Raw genomic sequence first — 16,723 nt, forward strand, 5'->3', positions numbered from 1 at the left:
TTTTTAGAAAAAATCATTAAATCGTTAATTTTTTGTAATCGAATAATTATCATTAAGAATATTAAAAATAAAGTTTTATCTCAAGAATAAAACCATTTCAACTCAGAATACATTAAAAAAATGAAAGAATTACGTTATTTAAATAAATATTTCGTCAAGTATAAATACAGTTTTTTACTGGGAATCATTTTTACCATAATTGCACAGATATTTATGCTATTCACTCCTAAGTTGATAAGCAAATCTTTCAAAGTAATTGAGGCTTTCGCCAAAGACAAAACCGTGTCAAAATCCGTTATTCAAGAGGAATTAATTTCGAACATCTTACTGATTATTGCCACAACAATAATTGCTGGTTTCCTCACCTTTTTAATGAGACAAACCTTAATTGTCATGTCCCGTCACATAGAATTTGATTTAAAAAACGAAGTATTCCGTCAATATGAGAATTTGTCACAGAACTTCTACAAGCAAAATCGTACTGGAGATTTAATGAATCGAATTAGCGAAGACGTTTCTAAGGTAAGAATGTACGTTGGACCGGCCGTAATGTACACCATAAATACTGTAATACGTTTTGCAATAGTCATTGTCTATATGTATAATGTATCACCAATACTAACTTTATACACCTTGCTTCCTTTACCAATTTTATCTTACGCTATTTTCAAACTAAGCTCAGAAATCAATGTAAGGAGTACCATCTTTCAACAATATCTATCTAAAGTTTCTAGTTTTTCACAAGAAATATTTTCAGGAATCCGAGTTATAAAAGCATATTCATTAGAAAACCAACATCAAAACAATATGGTCGATTTAGCTAATGAAAGCAAGAGTAAAAGCTTGAATTTAGCCAAGGTACAATCCTTATTTGGACCTTTAATGTTAGCCCTAATAGGAATCAGTAATTTAGTTGTAATTTATTTTGGTGGTTTAATGTACATCAACGGTTCTATAAAAAGCATTGGAACGATTGCCGAATTTATTTTGTATGTAAACATGCTTACTTGGCCTGTAGCATCGTTAGGATGGGTTTCGTCTATGGTACAAGAAGCCGAAGCTTCACAAAAACGACTTAATGAATTCCTAAAAATTGAACCCGAGATAAAAAATAAAAATCTGAATAAATCAGTAATTAAAGGTTCTATTTCTTTTGAAAATGTAAGTTATACTTACGAAGATACTAATATCAAAGCGTTACAAAACATTTCTTTCTCCGTAAAAAAAGGAGAAACCTTAGCTATTCTAGGAAAAACAGGATCTGGAAAATCTACCATTTTGTCCTTGATATCTAGAATGTATGATGTAACCGAAGGAAAAATAACCATCGATGAAAACGAAATAAGCAGCGTAAATCTTTTTGATTTGCGAAACAATATTGGTATCGTTCCACAAGATGCGTTTTTGTTTTCAGACAGCATTAAAAACAACATTATGTTTGGCAAAGAAAATGCGACCATGCAAGAAGTAGAATCAGCCGCTAAAAGTGCTGTGGTTCACGATAACATCATAGGTTTCAATAAACAATATGAAACTGTTCTTGGCGAAAGAGGAATTACACTTTCAGGAGGTCAAAAACAAAGAGTCTCTATTGCCCGAGCCATTATTAAGAACCCACCTATTTTACTTTTTGACGATTGTTTATCTGCTGTAGATACAGAAACCGAAGAAACTATATTAAATAACTTGTATGATATTTGCAAAGACAAAACGACTATAATTGTAAGTCATCGTGTATCATCTGCTAAAAATGCAGATAGAATTATCATCATTGAAAAGGGTGAAATAATACAACAAGGTTCTCATAATCAATTGATAAATCAAGAAGGCTATTATGCCGATTTGTATTTGAAACAACTTTCAGAAAAAGAAATGCTATAATTGTTGGATAATACATATATTTTTTAGATTTTTGGATACTACTTAACAACCATAAATTGATAGAAAGGATTATGAGAGAACATGACATGTTAGAAAAAGAAGAGATATTTTCTAAAGTTTTAAGAGCTGGAAGAAGAACCTATTTCTTTGATGTGAGAGCGACAAAAGCAGATGATTATTACATTACCATTACCGAAAGCAAAAAATTTACTGAAGAAGATGGTTCATTCCATTTTAAAAAACATAAAATTTATTTATACAAAGAAGATTTTGCTGCTTTTGCAGAAATTCTTGACGAAATGACTTCTTATGTTCTAAACCACAAAGGCGAAGAAGTAATCTCAGAAAGACACCAAAAAGATTTCAAAAAAGAATATGCATCTGAAAAAATAGATGATGAAATTATACCACAAACATCCGCTTTTACTAATATAGAATTTGATGATATTTAATTTTTAATTCCTTACTTACAAAAGAAAAAAGTCCAAAGTCAACTGATTTTGGACTTTTTTTTAATTATTTAATCTAAAAGATTCTTTCTTTATTAAACACGATGATAACAACTCTAGTTTCTACAGAATGGCTTTATAAAAATATTGATTTACCCAATTTAATAGTTCTAGACGCTAGTTTAAAGGATAATCAAGCGCAAGCGCAATCAAATTTTGATATTGTAAGAATCCCTAAAGCTCGATTTTTTGATTTAAAAAAAGCATTCAGCGAGCAAAGTAACCTATTGCCTAATTCGATACCAAGTCCACTTCAATTTGAAAGGGAAGCTAAAAAACTTGGAATATCAAAAAACAGTGTTATAGTCGTATATGACAATATAGGGATATACTCTAGCCCAAGAGTATGGTGGTTGTTTAAAGTTATGGGATTTACAAATATAGCAGTACTTGATGGCGGTTTACCACAATGGATAGCTAGCAAATATCCCGTAAAAGCAATTCTAGAAACCGAAATATATGACCCTGGAGATTTTGAAGCTGATTATCAAAAAAAACTTATAAAAACTAAAAGTCAAGTAAAACAAAATAGTGCAACCCTAAATTGTCTTATCGTTGATGCACGAATTGAAAATCGTTTTACAGGTGCAATCAAAGAAACTAGATTCGGCTTAAAAAGCGGGCATATCCCAATGGCAATTAATATTCCCTACACAAGTGTGCTAAGTAACACCCATTTTTTACCACTAGAGGAACTTAAAAAAGTTTTAAAACCTGATCACAAACCGCTTATAATATACTGTGGATCAGGAGTCACTGCTTGCATAGTTCTGTTAGCTTACGCGTTAATAAACAAAAAAAATTGCGCCATTTATGATGGCTCATGGGCCGAATGGGGTCAAGAAAAATAAGAGCGCTCTGTTTTTGGATTAGTCTTTAGATGCCAAACTAAACAGTAGTTAATTTACTGAAAATCAATATTTTTAAAGTCATAATTTCGTACTTTTAAAAACTTATTTGGTATTCATGAAACAATCTTACACAATTTTTGAGTTTTTATATCGCTTGTTGTTATCCAAAGAAACTAAAAAAAGAGCTGAAACTTTCTTTGTTTCGTTAGCAATAATTAGTTTTTTACTGCATTTAGCCATCATTGCCTTAGTTGACCTTAAAATAATTTTGATTAATGACTATTCTACCTTATTGAGTAATCCTATATCGGCAATTTATACACCATTCTCGTTTATTTTGATATATGAAGTATATCTGTTGGTTTATTATCTCCCAAAATCAACTACCATTTATATAGGCAAGCAATATGAAATTATTACGCTAATTATTATCCGAAGAATTTTTAAAGACTTAACCAAATTAGAATTTAATTCAAATTGGTTTGCCTCAAAGGCTAATGTGAATTTTACCCTTGACATTGTGGCAACGATAATCCTGTTTTTTTTAATATATGTATTTTACAACCTCAACAAGCGAAATGAAATTAACCAATCCAAAATTCAGAAAACTATTGATGTCAATTCATTCATAAGGCTAAAGAATGTTTTTGCTATAGTTCTCATTCCTATATTTTTAGTGCTTTCCATATACAGTTTGGCTCATTGGATTTACGAAAGTTTCTTTTCGATAACTCAAATCGTTGATACAATAAAAGACATCAATAAGATATTCTTTGCCGATTTTTTTACAATTCTAATTTTAATTGAAGTGCTTTTGCTTTTGTTTTCTTTCTTCCTTTCGGATAAATTCAACAAAGTCATCCGCAATTCAGGCTTTATAATATCCACTATATTAATAAAGCTCTCTTTTGGAACTGAAGGAATCTTAAATACCATCCTTATTGTCGCCGCAGTATTATTTGGTGTCATTATCTTAGCTATTCACAATAAATATGACAATTTAGAAGTAAAAAGCATCAGTACTTTAGAGTCTTAAATTACCCTATTCGCAATCCATTTTCTATTTTAAAGTCAGGAGCCAGTAAAATCACATCTCCTTCATCTCCCATGGCTCCTAAAACCAAGCATTCGCTCATAAATTTCCCAATTTGTTTTTTAGGAAAATTGATAACGGCAACAATTTGTCGGTGCATCAAATCTCCTTTTTGATAGCGTTTCGTAATTTGTGCAGATGTTTTCCTGATTCCGATTTCAGAACCAAAATCGATTGTTAATTGGTACGCCGGTTTTCGTGCTTCAGGAAAATCATTTATTTCTAAAATGGTTCCAATGCGCATTTCTACTCTTTCAAATTCGGTCCAGCTCAGGTTTTCCATATTCTATTTTTTTTATTTATTGAATAACAAACCTATCAATTTTGCAACTAATTAAACTAATTCCGTAAAACTTTTTTTATGCGATAGCCCTAATTTTACAAAAGGCGAATATTAAATTCATCTTTTAAATTGAAAACATTATGGAAATAAGTCAAATAAATGGTAGCGAAATGCGTAACGAAAGTAATTCTGGAATAGACTTTTATGTTGAAACAGCGCCAAATGTAAAATTATACGTGAAAGATTATGGTCAAGGAAAACCCGTAATTCTTATTCATGGTTGGCCGTTATCGAATGAAATGTGGGAATACCAAATTGATGCTTTGATACAGAATAACTGCAGAGTTATTACCTATGACCGTCGGGGTTTTGGGAAATCATCTCAACCTTGGGATGGATATGATTATGATACTTTGGCCGACGATTTAAAAGCAATTATTGAACACTTAAATTTAAATGATGTTGCGCTTGTTGGATTTTCAATGGGTGGCGGTGAGGTGGTTCGTTATTTTAGTCGTCACGGCGGAAAAGGAGTTTCGAAAGCAGTACTAATATCTTCAGTAACCCCTTTTCAACTGAAAACCGATTCGAATCCAAACGGAGTTCCACAAGAGAAATACGATGGAATGGCGGAACAAATTAAAGCGGACCGAATTGGTTTTCTGGATAATTTTGGAAAAACATTTTTCGGGGTGAGTTTTATCAGTAAACCAATCAGCACTCCTTTATTAGATTATTACAGAATGCTGTGTTCTTTTGCATCTCCTCGGGCAACATTAGAATGTGCAAAGTCCTTTTCGACAACCGATTTTCGTTCAGAAATGGCATCCGTACTTGTTCCTACTTTAATAATTCATGGGGATGAAGATAAAACTGTACCCATTGAAATCACTTCTGAAATAGCAACTAAATTAATCCCAGATAATAAATTTATTATTTACGAAGGAGCGCCACACGGATTGTTTTATATAGAAAAAGACAAATTAAATCAAGATTTGGTTGAATTTTTAAATTCATAAATAAGCAGCACATTCTATTCTAATAGAGCTACAGCTTAAATTTAATCCACAAAAAAACCCAAAACATCAGTTTTGGGTTTTTTAAATTTATGAGAATAGTTCAAACTATTTTACGTCCATCAATTCTACATCAAAAATAAGAGTAGCGTTAGGTGGAATAACTCCTCCAGCTCCTCTTGGTCCATACCCTAAATCAGACGGAATTACAAAACGAGCTTTATCTCCTACTTTTAAAAGTGCAATACCTTCATCCCAACCTTCAATAACTTGGCCTTGACCCAGTTTAAATTCGATTGGTTTTTTTCTTGGATAAGAAGAGTCAAAAACTTTTCCGTTTTCTAAAGAACCCTCATAGTGTACTGAAACAGTTTTACCGCTTTCTGCTTTTTTACCTTCACCTCTTTGGATAAATTGGTAACGCAATCCGCTTTCTGTTTTTTCAAAACCTGCTGCTAATTTTTCCATAGCTGCTTCCACTTCCGCTTTTAAGGCAGCATCACGTTTGTTACGAGATCCTTTGAAAGTAATGAAAGCTTCAATAGCATTCCAGTTTTTAGCTTCTTCACCTTCTCTTATGATTTCTAAAGATTCTAAAACATCACCTTGAGCAACAGCGTCAACAATATCTTGACCTTCTACAACATGTCCAAAAACAGTATGTTTATTATCTAACCAATCTGTAGGAATGTGTGTAATATAAAATTGAGATCCGTTTGTACCAGGTCCTGAGTTAGCCATTGCCAAAACTCCCGGACGATTGTGTTTTAAACTTGGGTGAAATTCATCATCAAATTTATATCCAGGATCTCCTGTTCCTGTTCCTTGTGGACAACCACCTTGAATCATGAAATCAGGAATTACTCTATGGAATTTTAAACCATCATAAAATTTAACCCCTTGCGGTTTTACTTTATTTTCTAAGTTTCCTTCAGCCAATCCTACGAAGTTTCCAACAGTTCCTGGAGTTAAATCGTGTGTTAGTTTTACTAAAATAGCACCTTTTGTGGTGTTGAATTTAGCATATATTCCGTTTTCCATTTTTTTTAATTTTTATTGAGTGGCAAATTTACAAAATTAATTTATTTGAACCTATTCGCTAAAATGTTACATTTGATATAATATCTTGCTATTTGCACCAATTTAAAAACTAAAAAATATCAGAATTTAAGCAGTCTAGAATTTAATAAATTCTAAATTAACCTAAAACCAATTGGTACTTTAACAACCTAACCCTAAAACTTTTTTTCATGAAATCTATCTATTGTATTTTATTCTTATTAGGCTTTATGTGTAATGCTCAACAGCAGTTGGTTACATTAGATTATTATTTACCAAAAAACACTACATACAATCAAAAAATTCCGACACCTAAAAGCATATTAAATTTTGAATTAGGAGAAATGCACACGGATCACAATCAAGTGGTTCATTTTATGAATGCTATTGCAAAAGCCTCAGACAGAGTGCAAATAGAGACAACCGGTTATACTTATGAAAACCGACCGCTACAATTACTTACTATTTCGAGCCCTAAAAATTTAGCAAAAATTGATGAAATCCATAAAAGACATCTTGCACTAACGGACTCAAATGCAAGCAATCAGGACGTATCTGACCTGCCTGTTGTTGTGTATTTAGGCTATTCTATTCATGGAAATGAATCCAGTGGGACTGGTGCTGCCATTGCGTTGGCCTATTATCTTGCAGCATCAGAAAGTCCTGAACTTGAAGAAATACTAAACAATACGGTCATTTTATTAGATCCCAGTTTAAATCCAGATGGATTGCATCGTTTTTCTACTTGGGTAAATAGCCATAAGAGTAAAAATTTAGTAACCGATCCTAATGATAGAGAATTCAATGAAGCATGGCCAGGAGGTCGATTTAATCATTATTGGTTTGATATGAACAGAGACTGGCTTCCTGTCCAACTTCCGGAAAGTCAGGCGCGCATTAGGACATATAGAAAATGGATGCCTAACGTATTGTGTGATTTCCACGAAATGGGAACTAATTCGACCTACTTTTTTCAACCCGGAGTTCAGAGTCGCACAAATCCTCTTACTCCTGAACTAAACCAGAGATTAACTAAAAAAATTGCTGGATATCATGCCAAAGCATTGGACAAAATTGGGAGTTTTTATTTTGTTGAAGACAGTTATGATGACTTTTATTATGGTAAAGGATCTTCTTATCCAGACGTCAATGGAGGCATAGGTATTTTATTCGAACAAGCAAGTTCTAGAGGACATGCCCAGCAAAGCGCAAACGGAGTAATCACCTTTCCATTTACCATCAGAAATCAATTTACTACTAGTCTATCAACATTGCAGGCTACGTATGAAATGCGAAAAGAGTTGTTGAAATACCAACAGGATTTTTTTAGTAATTCCAGTATCGAAAGTAAAAATAATAAAATAAAAGGTTACGTCTTTGGTGACGAAAAAGATGCCTCCAGAGTTAAAGAACTGACAAAAATTCTTAGCCAACATAAAATTGAGATGCTTCATTTGAAAGAAGACATCACCATTAACAAAAAGAAATTCAGCAAAGATTTGAGTGTTATTATTCCAATGGAACAAAAAAACTCAAAGCTGATTCACGCTATTTTCGACAGACAAACCAAATTCAAGGACAGCTTATTTTATGATATTTCAGCTTGGAATTTTGATTTGGCTTTCAATTTAAATTTCGAAGGAATGAATTCCCTTGCACTGGCTGGAGCGCGTTATGAAAACTCGATTAAACCTGGAATAGTAAATCAAAAAAGTGAGGTGGGTTATTTAATTGAATGGACCGATTATAATTCTCCTAAACTTTTATACCAATTACTTGCCAAAGGATTGCGTGTAAAAACAACTAAGAAACCATTTGTACACAACGGGAAAACTTTTTCTTATGGAAGTTTATTAGTACCTATTCAAAATCAAACGTTGAGTTCAGATGAAATTTATGCTTATCTCAACCAAATTATTCCAAACTATACTATTGAAATTACCGCAGTAGAAACGGGTTTTACCGATGGTGCCAATTTAGGAAATCCTAATTTAGTTACTCTTACGATGCCAAAAATAGCCATGGTTGTAGGGCGTAATGTTGATCCATCAGATGCAGGAGAATTATGGCATTTATTTGATCAAAAAGCTGAGATTCCATTAACTAAAATAGATGTGGAACAACTGCAAAGAGTAAATCTAAGCGCCTACAATACTTTGATCATGGTCAATGGAAATTATGCTGGACTTTCTCCGGCTATAGTTACTAAAATAGAACAATGGACACAAAACGGAGGGACTTTGATTGCTTATCAGGATGCTATTAAATGGCTCAGCGATGCAAAATTAATTGAGTTGACTTTAAAAACCAATAAGAGCGAAGCCAAAGCGATTACCTTTGAACAAACAAGCGATTTCAGGGGAGCACAAGAGATTGGAGGAGCCATATTTGAAACTAGATTAGATTTGTCGCACCCTATTAATTATGGAATGCCAAGAAATACAATGCCAATTTTCAGGAATTCATCAATTTTTATTGAACCGAATAATAACAGCTTTAGTAACCCGATACAATACACTAAAAATCCGTTACTAAGCGGTTACATTTCGAAACCAAAACTGGAATTATTAAAAGAAACTGTTCCGTTTCAAGCGATACGAAAAGGAGAAGGGAATATCTTAATTTTTACTGACAACACTAATTTCAGAGCTTTCTGGTTGGGAACCGAAAAATTATTTTGGAATGCGGTTTTCTTTAATAAACTGATGTAGAAAAACCAAAAATCTTTAATTAAAATAGCAACGCAGAATACAAAAAAAGCGCAGTGTAGTAATTACATTGCGCTTTTTTTGACTAATCTAACGTTTCGCTGCTTTGAGATGTGGCGGATTAAGGACTTAAATTTTTGCTTAATGACCAATTTGCAAGTACAAAATTCTAATTTACCCACAATCCCCAGCTTACGTATAATGCGTGTTGTGGCTAGTACATTATGATATCCAAGTCGGAATAATTTTGATAATCGTCCAGATATTATTCTTTTTCTTAAGGTATATAATGCTTCCCTCTCCTCCTAAGCTAGCATATGAATGTCCTATTTCAAAAATCGCTTGAGTTTTGTTCTCATTGAAAGCAATTCTCGAAAAACGAATTATACCATTAGAATTCTCATAGTCATTATAAAATTCTTTCCAGTCGGCATTTAAATCTTGGCTATTAAAAATGTATGATAATTCATCGGAAGATATTAAAATTATTTCTTTTGTATCACTGTGAAATTTTTTTCCAAAATTTACTGAGTTTTCATTTAAATCCTCATGAATCTGGACCAAACTTGTATCAAAATCCTGATAATTTTTAATTAAATAATCATAAAAATTATTCTCATAATTCAAATCAATACTTGTTTTTGTAGATTGGACAATTACTATTTTTTTAGAAGAATATTTTTCATTTATCACTAAAGAATAAATATCATATATCTCATCCGGAATTTGGTCTGACTGCTTAAGAGAAAAATCTGGTTTAGTCTCATTTTCGTCCTTCTCACAGCTAAGAATAGTGAATCCTAACAATAAGAATGGTAGGTAAATTAATAATCTGAATTTAATAATTGTAATTTTTAGATTTATTATCAGATACTTCAGTTGCTCATTTGATTACTTTGTATTAGCCACAACGTCAGTTCCTTTAAAAACCTCTAATCGAACTTTACTTGAACAATCAATACGTAAATAAATGTAATTTAACCTTCAATTAAAATTCTTCCTACAAAAATTAATTTTGTTAGTTTAGAAAAAAAGGAAGCTCAATTACCTCTTGACATTCTCTCTCTCTAATCTTTACCATACGTACATAGTTCCTACCAGTGACCGGTTCTCCCAAAAAAACGGGACAGGCTGTTCAATCGGAGATTCATTGTTCGTGCAGGCAGGCAACGAAACCCTAATTGTTAGCAACAGTTATTTTTACTTCGTCCAAGGTTCTTTGTCTTTAGCATTCATAAATTTTTGTCCATCATAAATACTTATTCCTTGCCAGGTGCCAAACCAAAGTTGACCTTTGTGGTCCTCAAGTATACTTTGAACTACGTTTGTGGTTAATCCGTCTTTAGTTGTGAATTGGGTGAAATTTGTTCCATCGTAACGATACACGCCATAACCTTCTGCTGTAAACCATATATTCCCTTTACTATCTTCACAAAAATTATAGGTTTCTACACCTTCAATAATTCCATCCTTTGTAAAGTTAGTGTATGTTTTACCATCATATTTACTCACACCACCATAAAAAGTTCCAATCCAAATATTTCCTTGCCTGTCTTCTAAAATATCTGCGACATTATTGTCGGTAAGTCCATTTTTAGTAGTTAAATGAGTAAATTCCCCACTATTGTATTTGAAAATTCCATTTCCATCGGTAGCAAACCACATCGTTCCATTTTTGTCTTCTAAAAATTGAAAAACTAGTTTATCTGATAACATAGGTTTTGGATTTTCGACTTTTGTTTCTGGCAACAAAAAAGGGGTAAACTTTTTGCCGTCAAAATGACTAATCCCGCCTGTTGATCCAACCCAAATGAGACCGCTTTTGTCAATTGACAGTCCCCAAATTTCATCATCTTGCAGGCCATCTTTCTCTGAGTATATAGTAAATTTCTCACCATCGTATTTTATGAGTCCATAGTCAGTCGCAAACCATAAATATCCTGCTTTATCTTCAACAATTTCTCTAACAACATTAAATGGGCGGAGTCCATCGATTGAAATTTTTTCAAGTGTTTTACCTTCGTATCGTATCATCCCATTTCCATTTGTTCCAAACCAATAATTCCCTTTTTTGTCTTGATACATCGTCCTTACAAACTCTCTAACCATACCATTTAAGTTGGTGTGAATTTGCGGAAAGGTCGTGCTTTGATTTAAAATGAGTGGTTGGGTGTTGACTTCATTTACTGTTGTACCATTAATAGATTTTTCTTTCACTTGTCCCGTGCAAGATGAGCATTGAAGTGTCAGAAGAACTAAAATTAGATTTCTTGCTATGAATACTTTCTTACTGTCAATGGTTGTCATATTGTTGGTTTTATAATTGTTGCTAACGTCAGTTCGTCTAAAACCCCTCTACGAACTATATTTGATTAATCAGTAAGTAAATATATGATTTAAACTACAATTAAAATTCTTCCTCCAAAAAATCATTTGTTAGTTTAGTAAAAAAGGAGGCTCACTTACCTCTTGACATTCTCTCTCAAAACTTTACGATAACTCCATAGTTCCTGCCAGTGACCGGTTCTTCCGAAAAAACGGGACAGGCTGTTCAACCGGAGTTTCATTGTTCGTGCTGCGCACGCAACGAAACTCTAGCTGTTAGTGGCTGTTTTATTATTATCACATCACGATTCTCATTTTCTATTTCTCTTAATAAAAGTCTCTTTTTGTTTTCATCGTAAATTTTATCCGCTTCAGCTTTTGAATCTTCAAATAAACCGATATTTCTATATAATTCTGCAATAATAAAATGGTTGTCTGGCTCTAATATTTTTAATAATTCAATAAGTTTATTCGCATTGTTAATGAAAATAATTTTATCATTTTCATCTATTGATTTTGATTTTTTTTCACCATTTGATAATGGGTGAATTCGAATCCTGTCATTATATTTTCGTAAAATGTTTAACCTAATGTAAAGTAATCTTTTTTTATTTCGTTTATGAAATACATGTGAAATGATTGTTTTCTTGGAATAAAGATTTTCAAAAAAAATTAGTGCATCACAATAATCTTTAAATGTCATTCCATCGAACTTTTGCCTCAACCAAGTAAAATTACTACAAAAGTGACATTTTTGTAATTCTGTTTCTTTTAAGCTAGGTAATTCTTGAAATATTTCTCCATCTGACCACTCTGTCAAACCATAATAATGGACAAAAAAAGGACCTGAATAATATTCACTCTTCTCTCCGCAATGAAGACATTTTCTATATGATGGACTGCCTATTTGCATATTTTATAAATTGCCACAACGTCAGTTCGTCTTAAAACCTCTAAACGAACTACATTTAATTAATCAGTAAGTAAATATATAATTTGAACTACAATTAAAACTCTTTCTACAAAAGTCATTTTGTTAATTAAGAAAAAAAGTGAGTTTCACATACCTCCTAATATTCTCTCTCAAAATATTACGATAACTCCATAGTTTCTTCCAGTGACCGGTTCTCCCGAAAAATGGGGACAGGTTGTTCAACACGAGTTTCATTGTTCGGCTTGCAGCCGCAACGAAAACCTAGCTGTTGGGCACAGTTATTATTCTTTCGGGTTTATATTTATAATTTGTTCAATCCAATCTGATGCATTGTTTAAACTGTAATCAGGTTTTATTCCGATACATTCATGTATACTTAAGTTTTTGTCGGTTTGCTCGGTTGATAAATCAATTTTGAATGCAGAACAATTACTTGTTGAAGAATAAGACTTGTTACCATGTCCATATTCAATCATTCCTTTTGAATTTTCACCAACAATAATTGTTCTTTTATCCTCTTTGAGTTTTAGTGTTATCAATTCGGCAGCACTTGCGGTTTTGAAATTGATAATAATATAAATGTGTTCAATGTTTTCGTTATTTTTTAATGACTCCAAAAGTTTTTCAGCCTGCTTAGTTGAACCGCCTCCATTGTTTCTTAAATCGATTATTAAATTTGGTTTTGTTATGTTTCGTAAGTTTTGTTCAATAAACTTATCTGCTTCTTCCATTAAAATTTTGGTTCGCTTCAATGTTTTGATTCCAATGTAATCAAATGAACTGTTTATAGTTTTGTATGTAAAGTTATCTACGTGGTTTTGATTGAAAAATAATTTGTTTTGTTTGTTCCAAAAAGTGGAGTGAATTCTGCCGTTTTCTATTTTAACGTCTTTTTGATATATTAGGATTCCATTTTGAAGATATTCAAAAATCTCAAAAATGTTATATTTAGTTTTTTTTATTACTAAGCGTATTTTTCCTTTTTCCCATTTACTTGAATTTGACTCCAAAGTGATTCCAAGCCAAGTGTTATTATTTTCTTTTTTGATAAGTATTTTATTGTTTCCAGCATAGTAAATTCCGGAAACACTGTCGTTTTGAATCTGAGTTGTATCAATTGATTTTGTGTAATTAGGGGCTTGTATGAATTCGTTTTTTTGTGTGGCATAAACTTGGTTGTGTAGGTCATTGATGAATGATATATATTTTTGTAAGTATCCTACACAAAAAAAATCAATAAGAGAATCTTTTTTGATTTCTGTTTCAATTTCAGTTTTCCATTTTTCAAATTCAATAATTTTATCTCCTTTAATTTGTACTTTGTAGCTTTTGGCATTCTTTATTTTTTCTGAAATATCATTCAGCTCGTTTATGCAATTGCAATCATTAACTTGACCGATTGTGAATGTAAAATAAAATAATGACAGTAAGGTTAATTGTATTTTAGTCATAGTTTTGGTGTTTTTTTCTACCCATCTCCCTATAATTCTATAATTATACCCAACGTTTTGCATATTTATGAAGTGGCGGCTTTTGAAAACGGATGTTTCATTTTAGCATTTAACTTTCTTTGATGCACAAAGTTTACTTTTAGCACTAAACCCGCCATTTCATAAATATGCGGTTGGCAGAAGTGCTTATTTAATATTGCTTATAGTTCTAAACTCTTTTGTTTTTACTTCCGAGTTAATTTTGTTTACAAATCTCTGCATTTCTGTTGTTAAAGGTAATATATTATCATTATTTTTCCAGTATTCTTCGTTATAATCCATTTTAATATCAAATATGTCCTTTTTCAAACTTACATTGTTTTTTACAGTTATATTTTGAACAGGATTTGAATTATAAAAATAAGTCACTTCAAAAACTTGCTTATCTCCCTCTTTTGTAATTACTTCTGTTGTTGCTTTTATAATAGACTTATTCAACTGCATTTTATTATTAAATCTATTTCTTTCAAAACTTGAGTTTTTAAAATAATAAGTTGTTCTATGCTTATGCTTTCCAAGATTTGAATAGGGTATAGAATTTAAATTTGATATTATTTCTACATTTCCAAATGTATTATCTTCATTCAATAAATATTTTCCATTTGTAAAATTAATTTCTGGTTCTTTAGGTTTCGCAATAATTTTAGAAAATGTATTGTCATCACTTATTTCATAGTTTAATTTGTAAATATCTGGTTTCAATACTATGGCTGCAATTTCAGTAAAAAATTGGTTAAAGTTAAACAAAGCATAATCAATTGTTTTATTTTCCCAACCAACTTTCCGAATATTATTAATTTGAACTTTATAATCTACTTTTAGATCAGGTTTTTGACTAGATTCAAAAAGTGTCTGTTTTTCAACATAACCTGAAAAATCAATTATTTTGTATAGTTCTTCATTCCTTTTAACGACAACTCGCAAAAAAAATTTTTCAGTATGTGGTTCTAAAGCGTATTCAGATAAGACTGTTTTAACCATTTTCTTATATACATCTTCGGCAACAATGACAACCTCATCCATTTCAAAAATTTTAGGTTGCAAATAAATCGTGTCTTTAGAAATTAAATCATTATATTGTAATTCTAAAGTATTATATCCTAGACATTGAATAATTACATCTTGATTTTTTAAAATTTCAAAATAACCCTCTGAATTTGATAAAGAATATTGTTCGTTAGATTTAATAGTAGCAAACTCAACAGGAATATTATCTGTTTTATTCCAGAGAATTTTATTATATTTATCTTGAGCATATAAAGTTGTAGAAAATAAAAGTATGATTAAGTATTTCATATGTTAGATTGTTTTGTTTTACGGTTGTTGTTTCAGCCATTTCTGCCAACTAGTGTATAAGTGCTACAAACCTTCACATATACACCCAAATATGGGTAGATTGGCGAAGGTTTATTTCGCTTTATTCATTTTCAAATATATTAAAATTTTCTTACAAATAAAGATGCATTTCTTTTTTTCGAATGCTTTTTTGCACTATTTCAGTTCTACAAACCACCCTAATTCCACAAAATGCTAGCCCAGATGGAAGTGAAAATCCTTTTTATGCGCCGTTTTGGCGGATAAAAAGATTGTAACAAACAGCTGGAAATAGCTCCATAAGAAAAGTTTAATTGTTGAATTGAGCATTTGGTTATTTGAAAACCTCAGCATCTTTGTACCTTTGCAACTTAGAACCTTTTTAATAAAAATTATGCGCATTGATATTGTTACTGTTCTCCCAGAATTATTGCGAAGTCCGTTTGAGGCTTCGATTATGAAACGTGCTATTGACAAAGGATTAGTAGAAGTTCATTTTCATAATCTGCGAGATTATACTACCAACAGACAGAAAAGCGTGGATGATTATCCCTATGGTGGTGGTGCCGGTATGGTGATGACGGTGCAACCTATTGATGCTTGTATTACGCATTTGAAAAGTGAAAGATCCTACGACGAAATCATTTATATGTCGCCGGATGGGGAAACCCTGAATCAGAAAATGGCAAACACAATGTCGATGTACGAGAATATAATCATCCTTTGCGGACATTATAAAGGTGTGGATCAGCGCGTACGGGATCATTTTATTACAAAAGAAATCTCTATTGGTGATTATGTGTTGTCTGGTGGTGAGTTAGGAGCATTAGTACTTTCGGATGCCTTAATCCGATTGATTCCAGGAGTCTTGAGTGATGAAACCTCAGCATTGACGGATAGTTTTCAGGATGGATTATTATCTGGACCTATTTACACTCGCCCTGCAGACTACAACGGATGGAAAGTTCCAGAGGTTTTGACCAGCGGGAATTTTGCCAAAATAGACAAATGGCGCGAGGATATGGCTTACGAACATACGAAGAACAGAAGACCGGATTTGCTGTCCTTCGACTCCGCTCAGGATGACAACTAGTATAAATGTTGAATTTTAAATTTTAAATAACTCATTATAAGCAATCAAATAATTCATAATTTATAATTTATAATTCAAAATAATTCTATACTTTTGCGCCCACATTAGTTTAACCTCTGGCGAGATCCGTGAATGTTGATTTAGTGCAAACCATAATTAAAAAAATT

The 16,723-nt window shown here is 32.0% G+C and carries 14 protein-coding genes; 7 read left to right on the top strand and 7 right to left on the bottom strand.

Annotated features, from left to right (window positions below; genetic code table 11):
- Positions 1 to 120: 120 nt before the first annotated feature.
- The 4 genes from DFR66_RS03295 (at position 121) to DFR66_RS03310 (ending at position 4,277) form a co-directional block, all read left to right on the top strand.
- A complete protein-coding gene (locus DFR66_RS03295) occupies positions 121 to 1,881 on the top strand; it encodes an ABC transporter ATP-binding protein (protein ID WP_114753408.1) in 1,761 nt (586 codons plus the stop codon).
- Between the two features lie 71 nt (positions 1,882 to 1,952).
- Positions 1,953 to 2,333 (top strand): PUR family DNA/RNA-binding protein, encoded by a 381-nt coding sequence (locus DFR66_RS03300; RefSeq protein WP_114753409.1) that lies wholly within the window; start codon positions 1,953 to 1,955, stop codon positions 2,331 to 2,333.
- 101 nt (positions 2,334 to 2,434) lie between these two features.
- Positions 2,435 to 3,241, top strand: a complete 807-nt coding sequence (locus DFR66_RS03305) for a sulfurtransferase (protein WP_114753410.1) — start codon at positions 2,435 to 2,437, stop codon at positions 3,239 to 3,241.
- A gap of 115 nt (positions 3,242 to 3,356) precedes the next feature.
- Complete coding sequence (locus DFR66_RS03310; protein WP_114753411.1) at positions 3,357 to 4,277, top strand: hypothetical protein; 921 nt, start codon at positions 3,357 to 3,359, stop codon at positions 4,275 to 4,277.
- Between the two features lies 1 nt (position 4,278).
- Here DFR66_RS03310 and DFR66_RS03315 read toward each other — a convergent pair whose 3' ends face one another.
- Complete coding sequence (locus DFR66_RS03315; RefSeq protein WP_114753412.1) at positions 4,279 to 4,617, bottom strand: tRNA-binding protein; 339 nt, start codon at positions 4,615 to 4,617, stop codon at positions 4,279 to 4,281.
- Positions 4,618 to 4,757: 140 nt separating this feature from the next.
- Here DFR66_RS03315 and DFR66_RS03320 point away from each other — a divergent pair, with 140 nt between their 5' ends.
- Positions 4,758 to 5,636, top strand: coding sequence for an alpha/beta fold hydrolase (locus DFR66_RS03320; RefSeq protein WP_114753413.1), 879 nt, complete (start codon positions 4,758 to 4,760; stop codon positions 5,634 to 5,636).
- Between the two features lie 105 nt (positions 5,637 to 5,741).
- Here the strand turns inward: DFR66_RS03320 and DFR66_RS03325 are convergent, their stop codons facing one another.
- On the bottom strand, positions 5,742 to 6,674 hold the full coding sequence (locus tag DFR66_RS03325) for a peptidylprolyl isomerase (protein WP_114753414.1): 933 nt from the start codon (positions 6,672 to 6,674) through the stop codon (positions 5,742 to 5,744).
- A gap of 209 nt (positions 6,675 to 6,883) precedes the next feature.
- Here DFR66_RS03325 and DFR66_RS03330 point away from each other — a divergent pair, with 209 nt between their 5' ends.
- Positions 6,884 to 9,403: a M14 family zinc carboxypeptidase gene (locus DFR66_RS03330; RefSeq protein ID WP_114753415.1), complete on the top strand. Its 2,520-nt coding sequence runs from the start codon at positions 6,884 to 6,886 to the stop codon at positions 9,401 to 9,403.
- Between the two features lie 219 nt (positions 9,404 to 9,622).
- Here DFR66_RS03330 and DFR66_RS03335 read toward each other — a convergent pair whose 3' ends face one another.
- From DFR66_RS03335 to DFR66_RS03355, 5 genes are all read right to left on the bottom strand, one after another.
- Positions 9,623 to 10,207, bottom strand: a complete 585-nt coding sequence (locus DFR66_RS03335) for a hypothetical protein (RefSeq protein WP_114753416.1) — start codon at positions 10,205 to 10,207, stop codon at positions 9,623 to 9,625.
- Positions 10,208 to 10,600: 393 nt separating this feature from the next.
- Complete coding sequence (locus tag DFR66_RS03340) at positions 10,601 to 11,707, bottom strand: ligand-binding sensor domain-containing protein (protein ID WP_114753417.1); 1,107 nt, start codon at positions 11,705 to 11,707, stop codon at positions 10,601 to 10,603.
- 256 nt (positions 11,708 to 11,963) lie between these two features.
- A complete protein-coding gene (locus DFR66_RS03345) occupies positions 11,964 to 12,638 on the bottom strand; it encodes a hypothetical protein (protein WP_114753418.1) in 675 nt (224 codons plus the stop codon).
- Positions 12,639 to 12,940: 302 nt separating this feature from the next.
- Positions 12,941 to 14,110 (bottom strand): S41 family peptidase, encoded by a 1,170-nt coding sequence (locus DFR66_RS03350; RefSeq protein WP_114753464.1) that lies wholly within the window; start codon positions 14,108 to 14,110, stop codon positions 12,941 to 12,943.
- A 186-nt stretch (positions 14,111 to 14,296) separates the two neighbouring features.
- Entirely contained in the window at positions 14,297 to 15,445 is a 1,149-nt protein-coding gene (locus DFR66_RS03355; protein ID WP_114753419.1) for a peptidase associated/transthyretin-like domain-containing protein, read from the bottom strand.
- Positions 15,446 to 15,857: 412 nt separating this feature from the next.
- Here DFR66_RS03355 and trmD point away from each other — a divergent pair, with 412 nt between their 5' ends.
- Positions 15,858 to 16,556 carry a tRNA (guanosine(37)-N1)-methyltransferase TrmD gene (trmD, locus tag DFR66_RS03360; RefSeq protein WP_114753420.1) on the top strand — a complete coding sequence of 233 codons (699 nt, stop codon included), beginning with the start codon at positions 15,858 to 15,860 and terminating at the stop codon, positions 16,554 to 16,556.
- The last annotated feature ends 167 nt before the right edge of the window (positions 16,557 to 16,723 follow it).

The sequence above is a fragment of the Flavobacterium glaciei genome (assembly GCF_003350545.1).
Classification (GTDB): Bacteria; Bacteroidota; Bacteroidia; order Flavobacteriales; family Flavobacteriaceae; genus Flavobacterium; species Flavobacterium glaciei.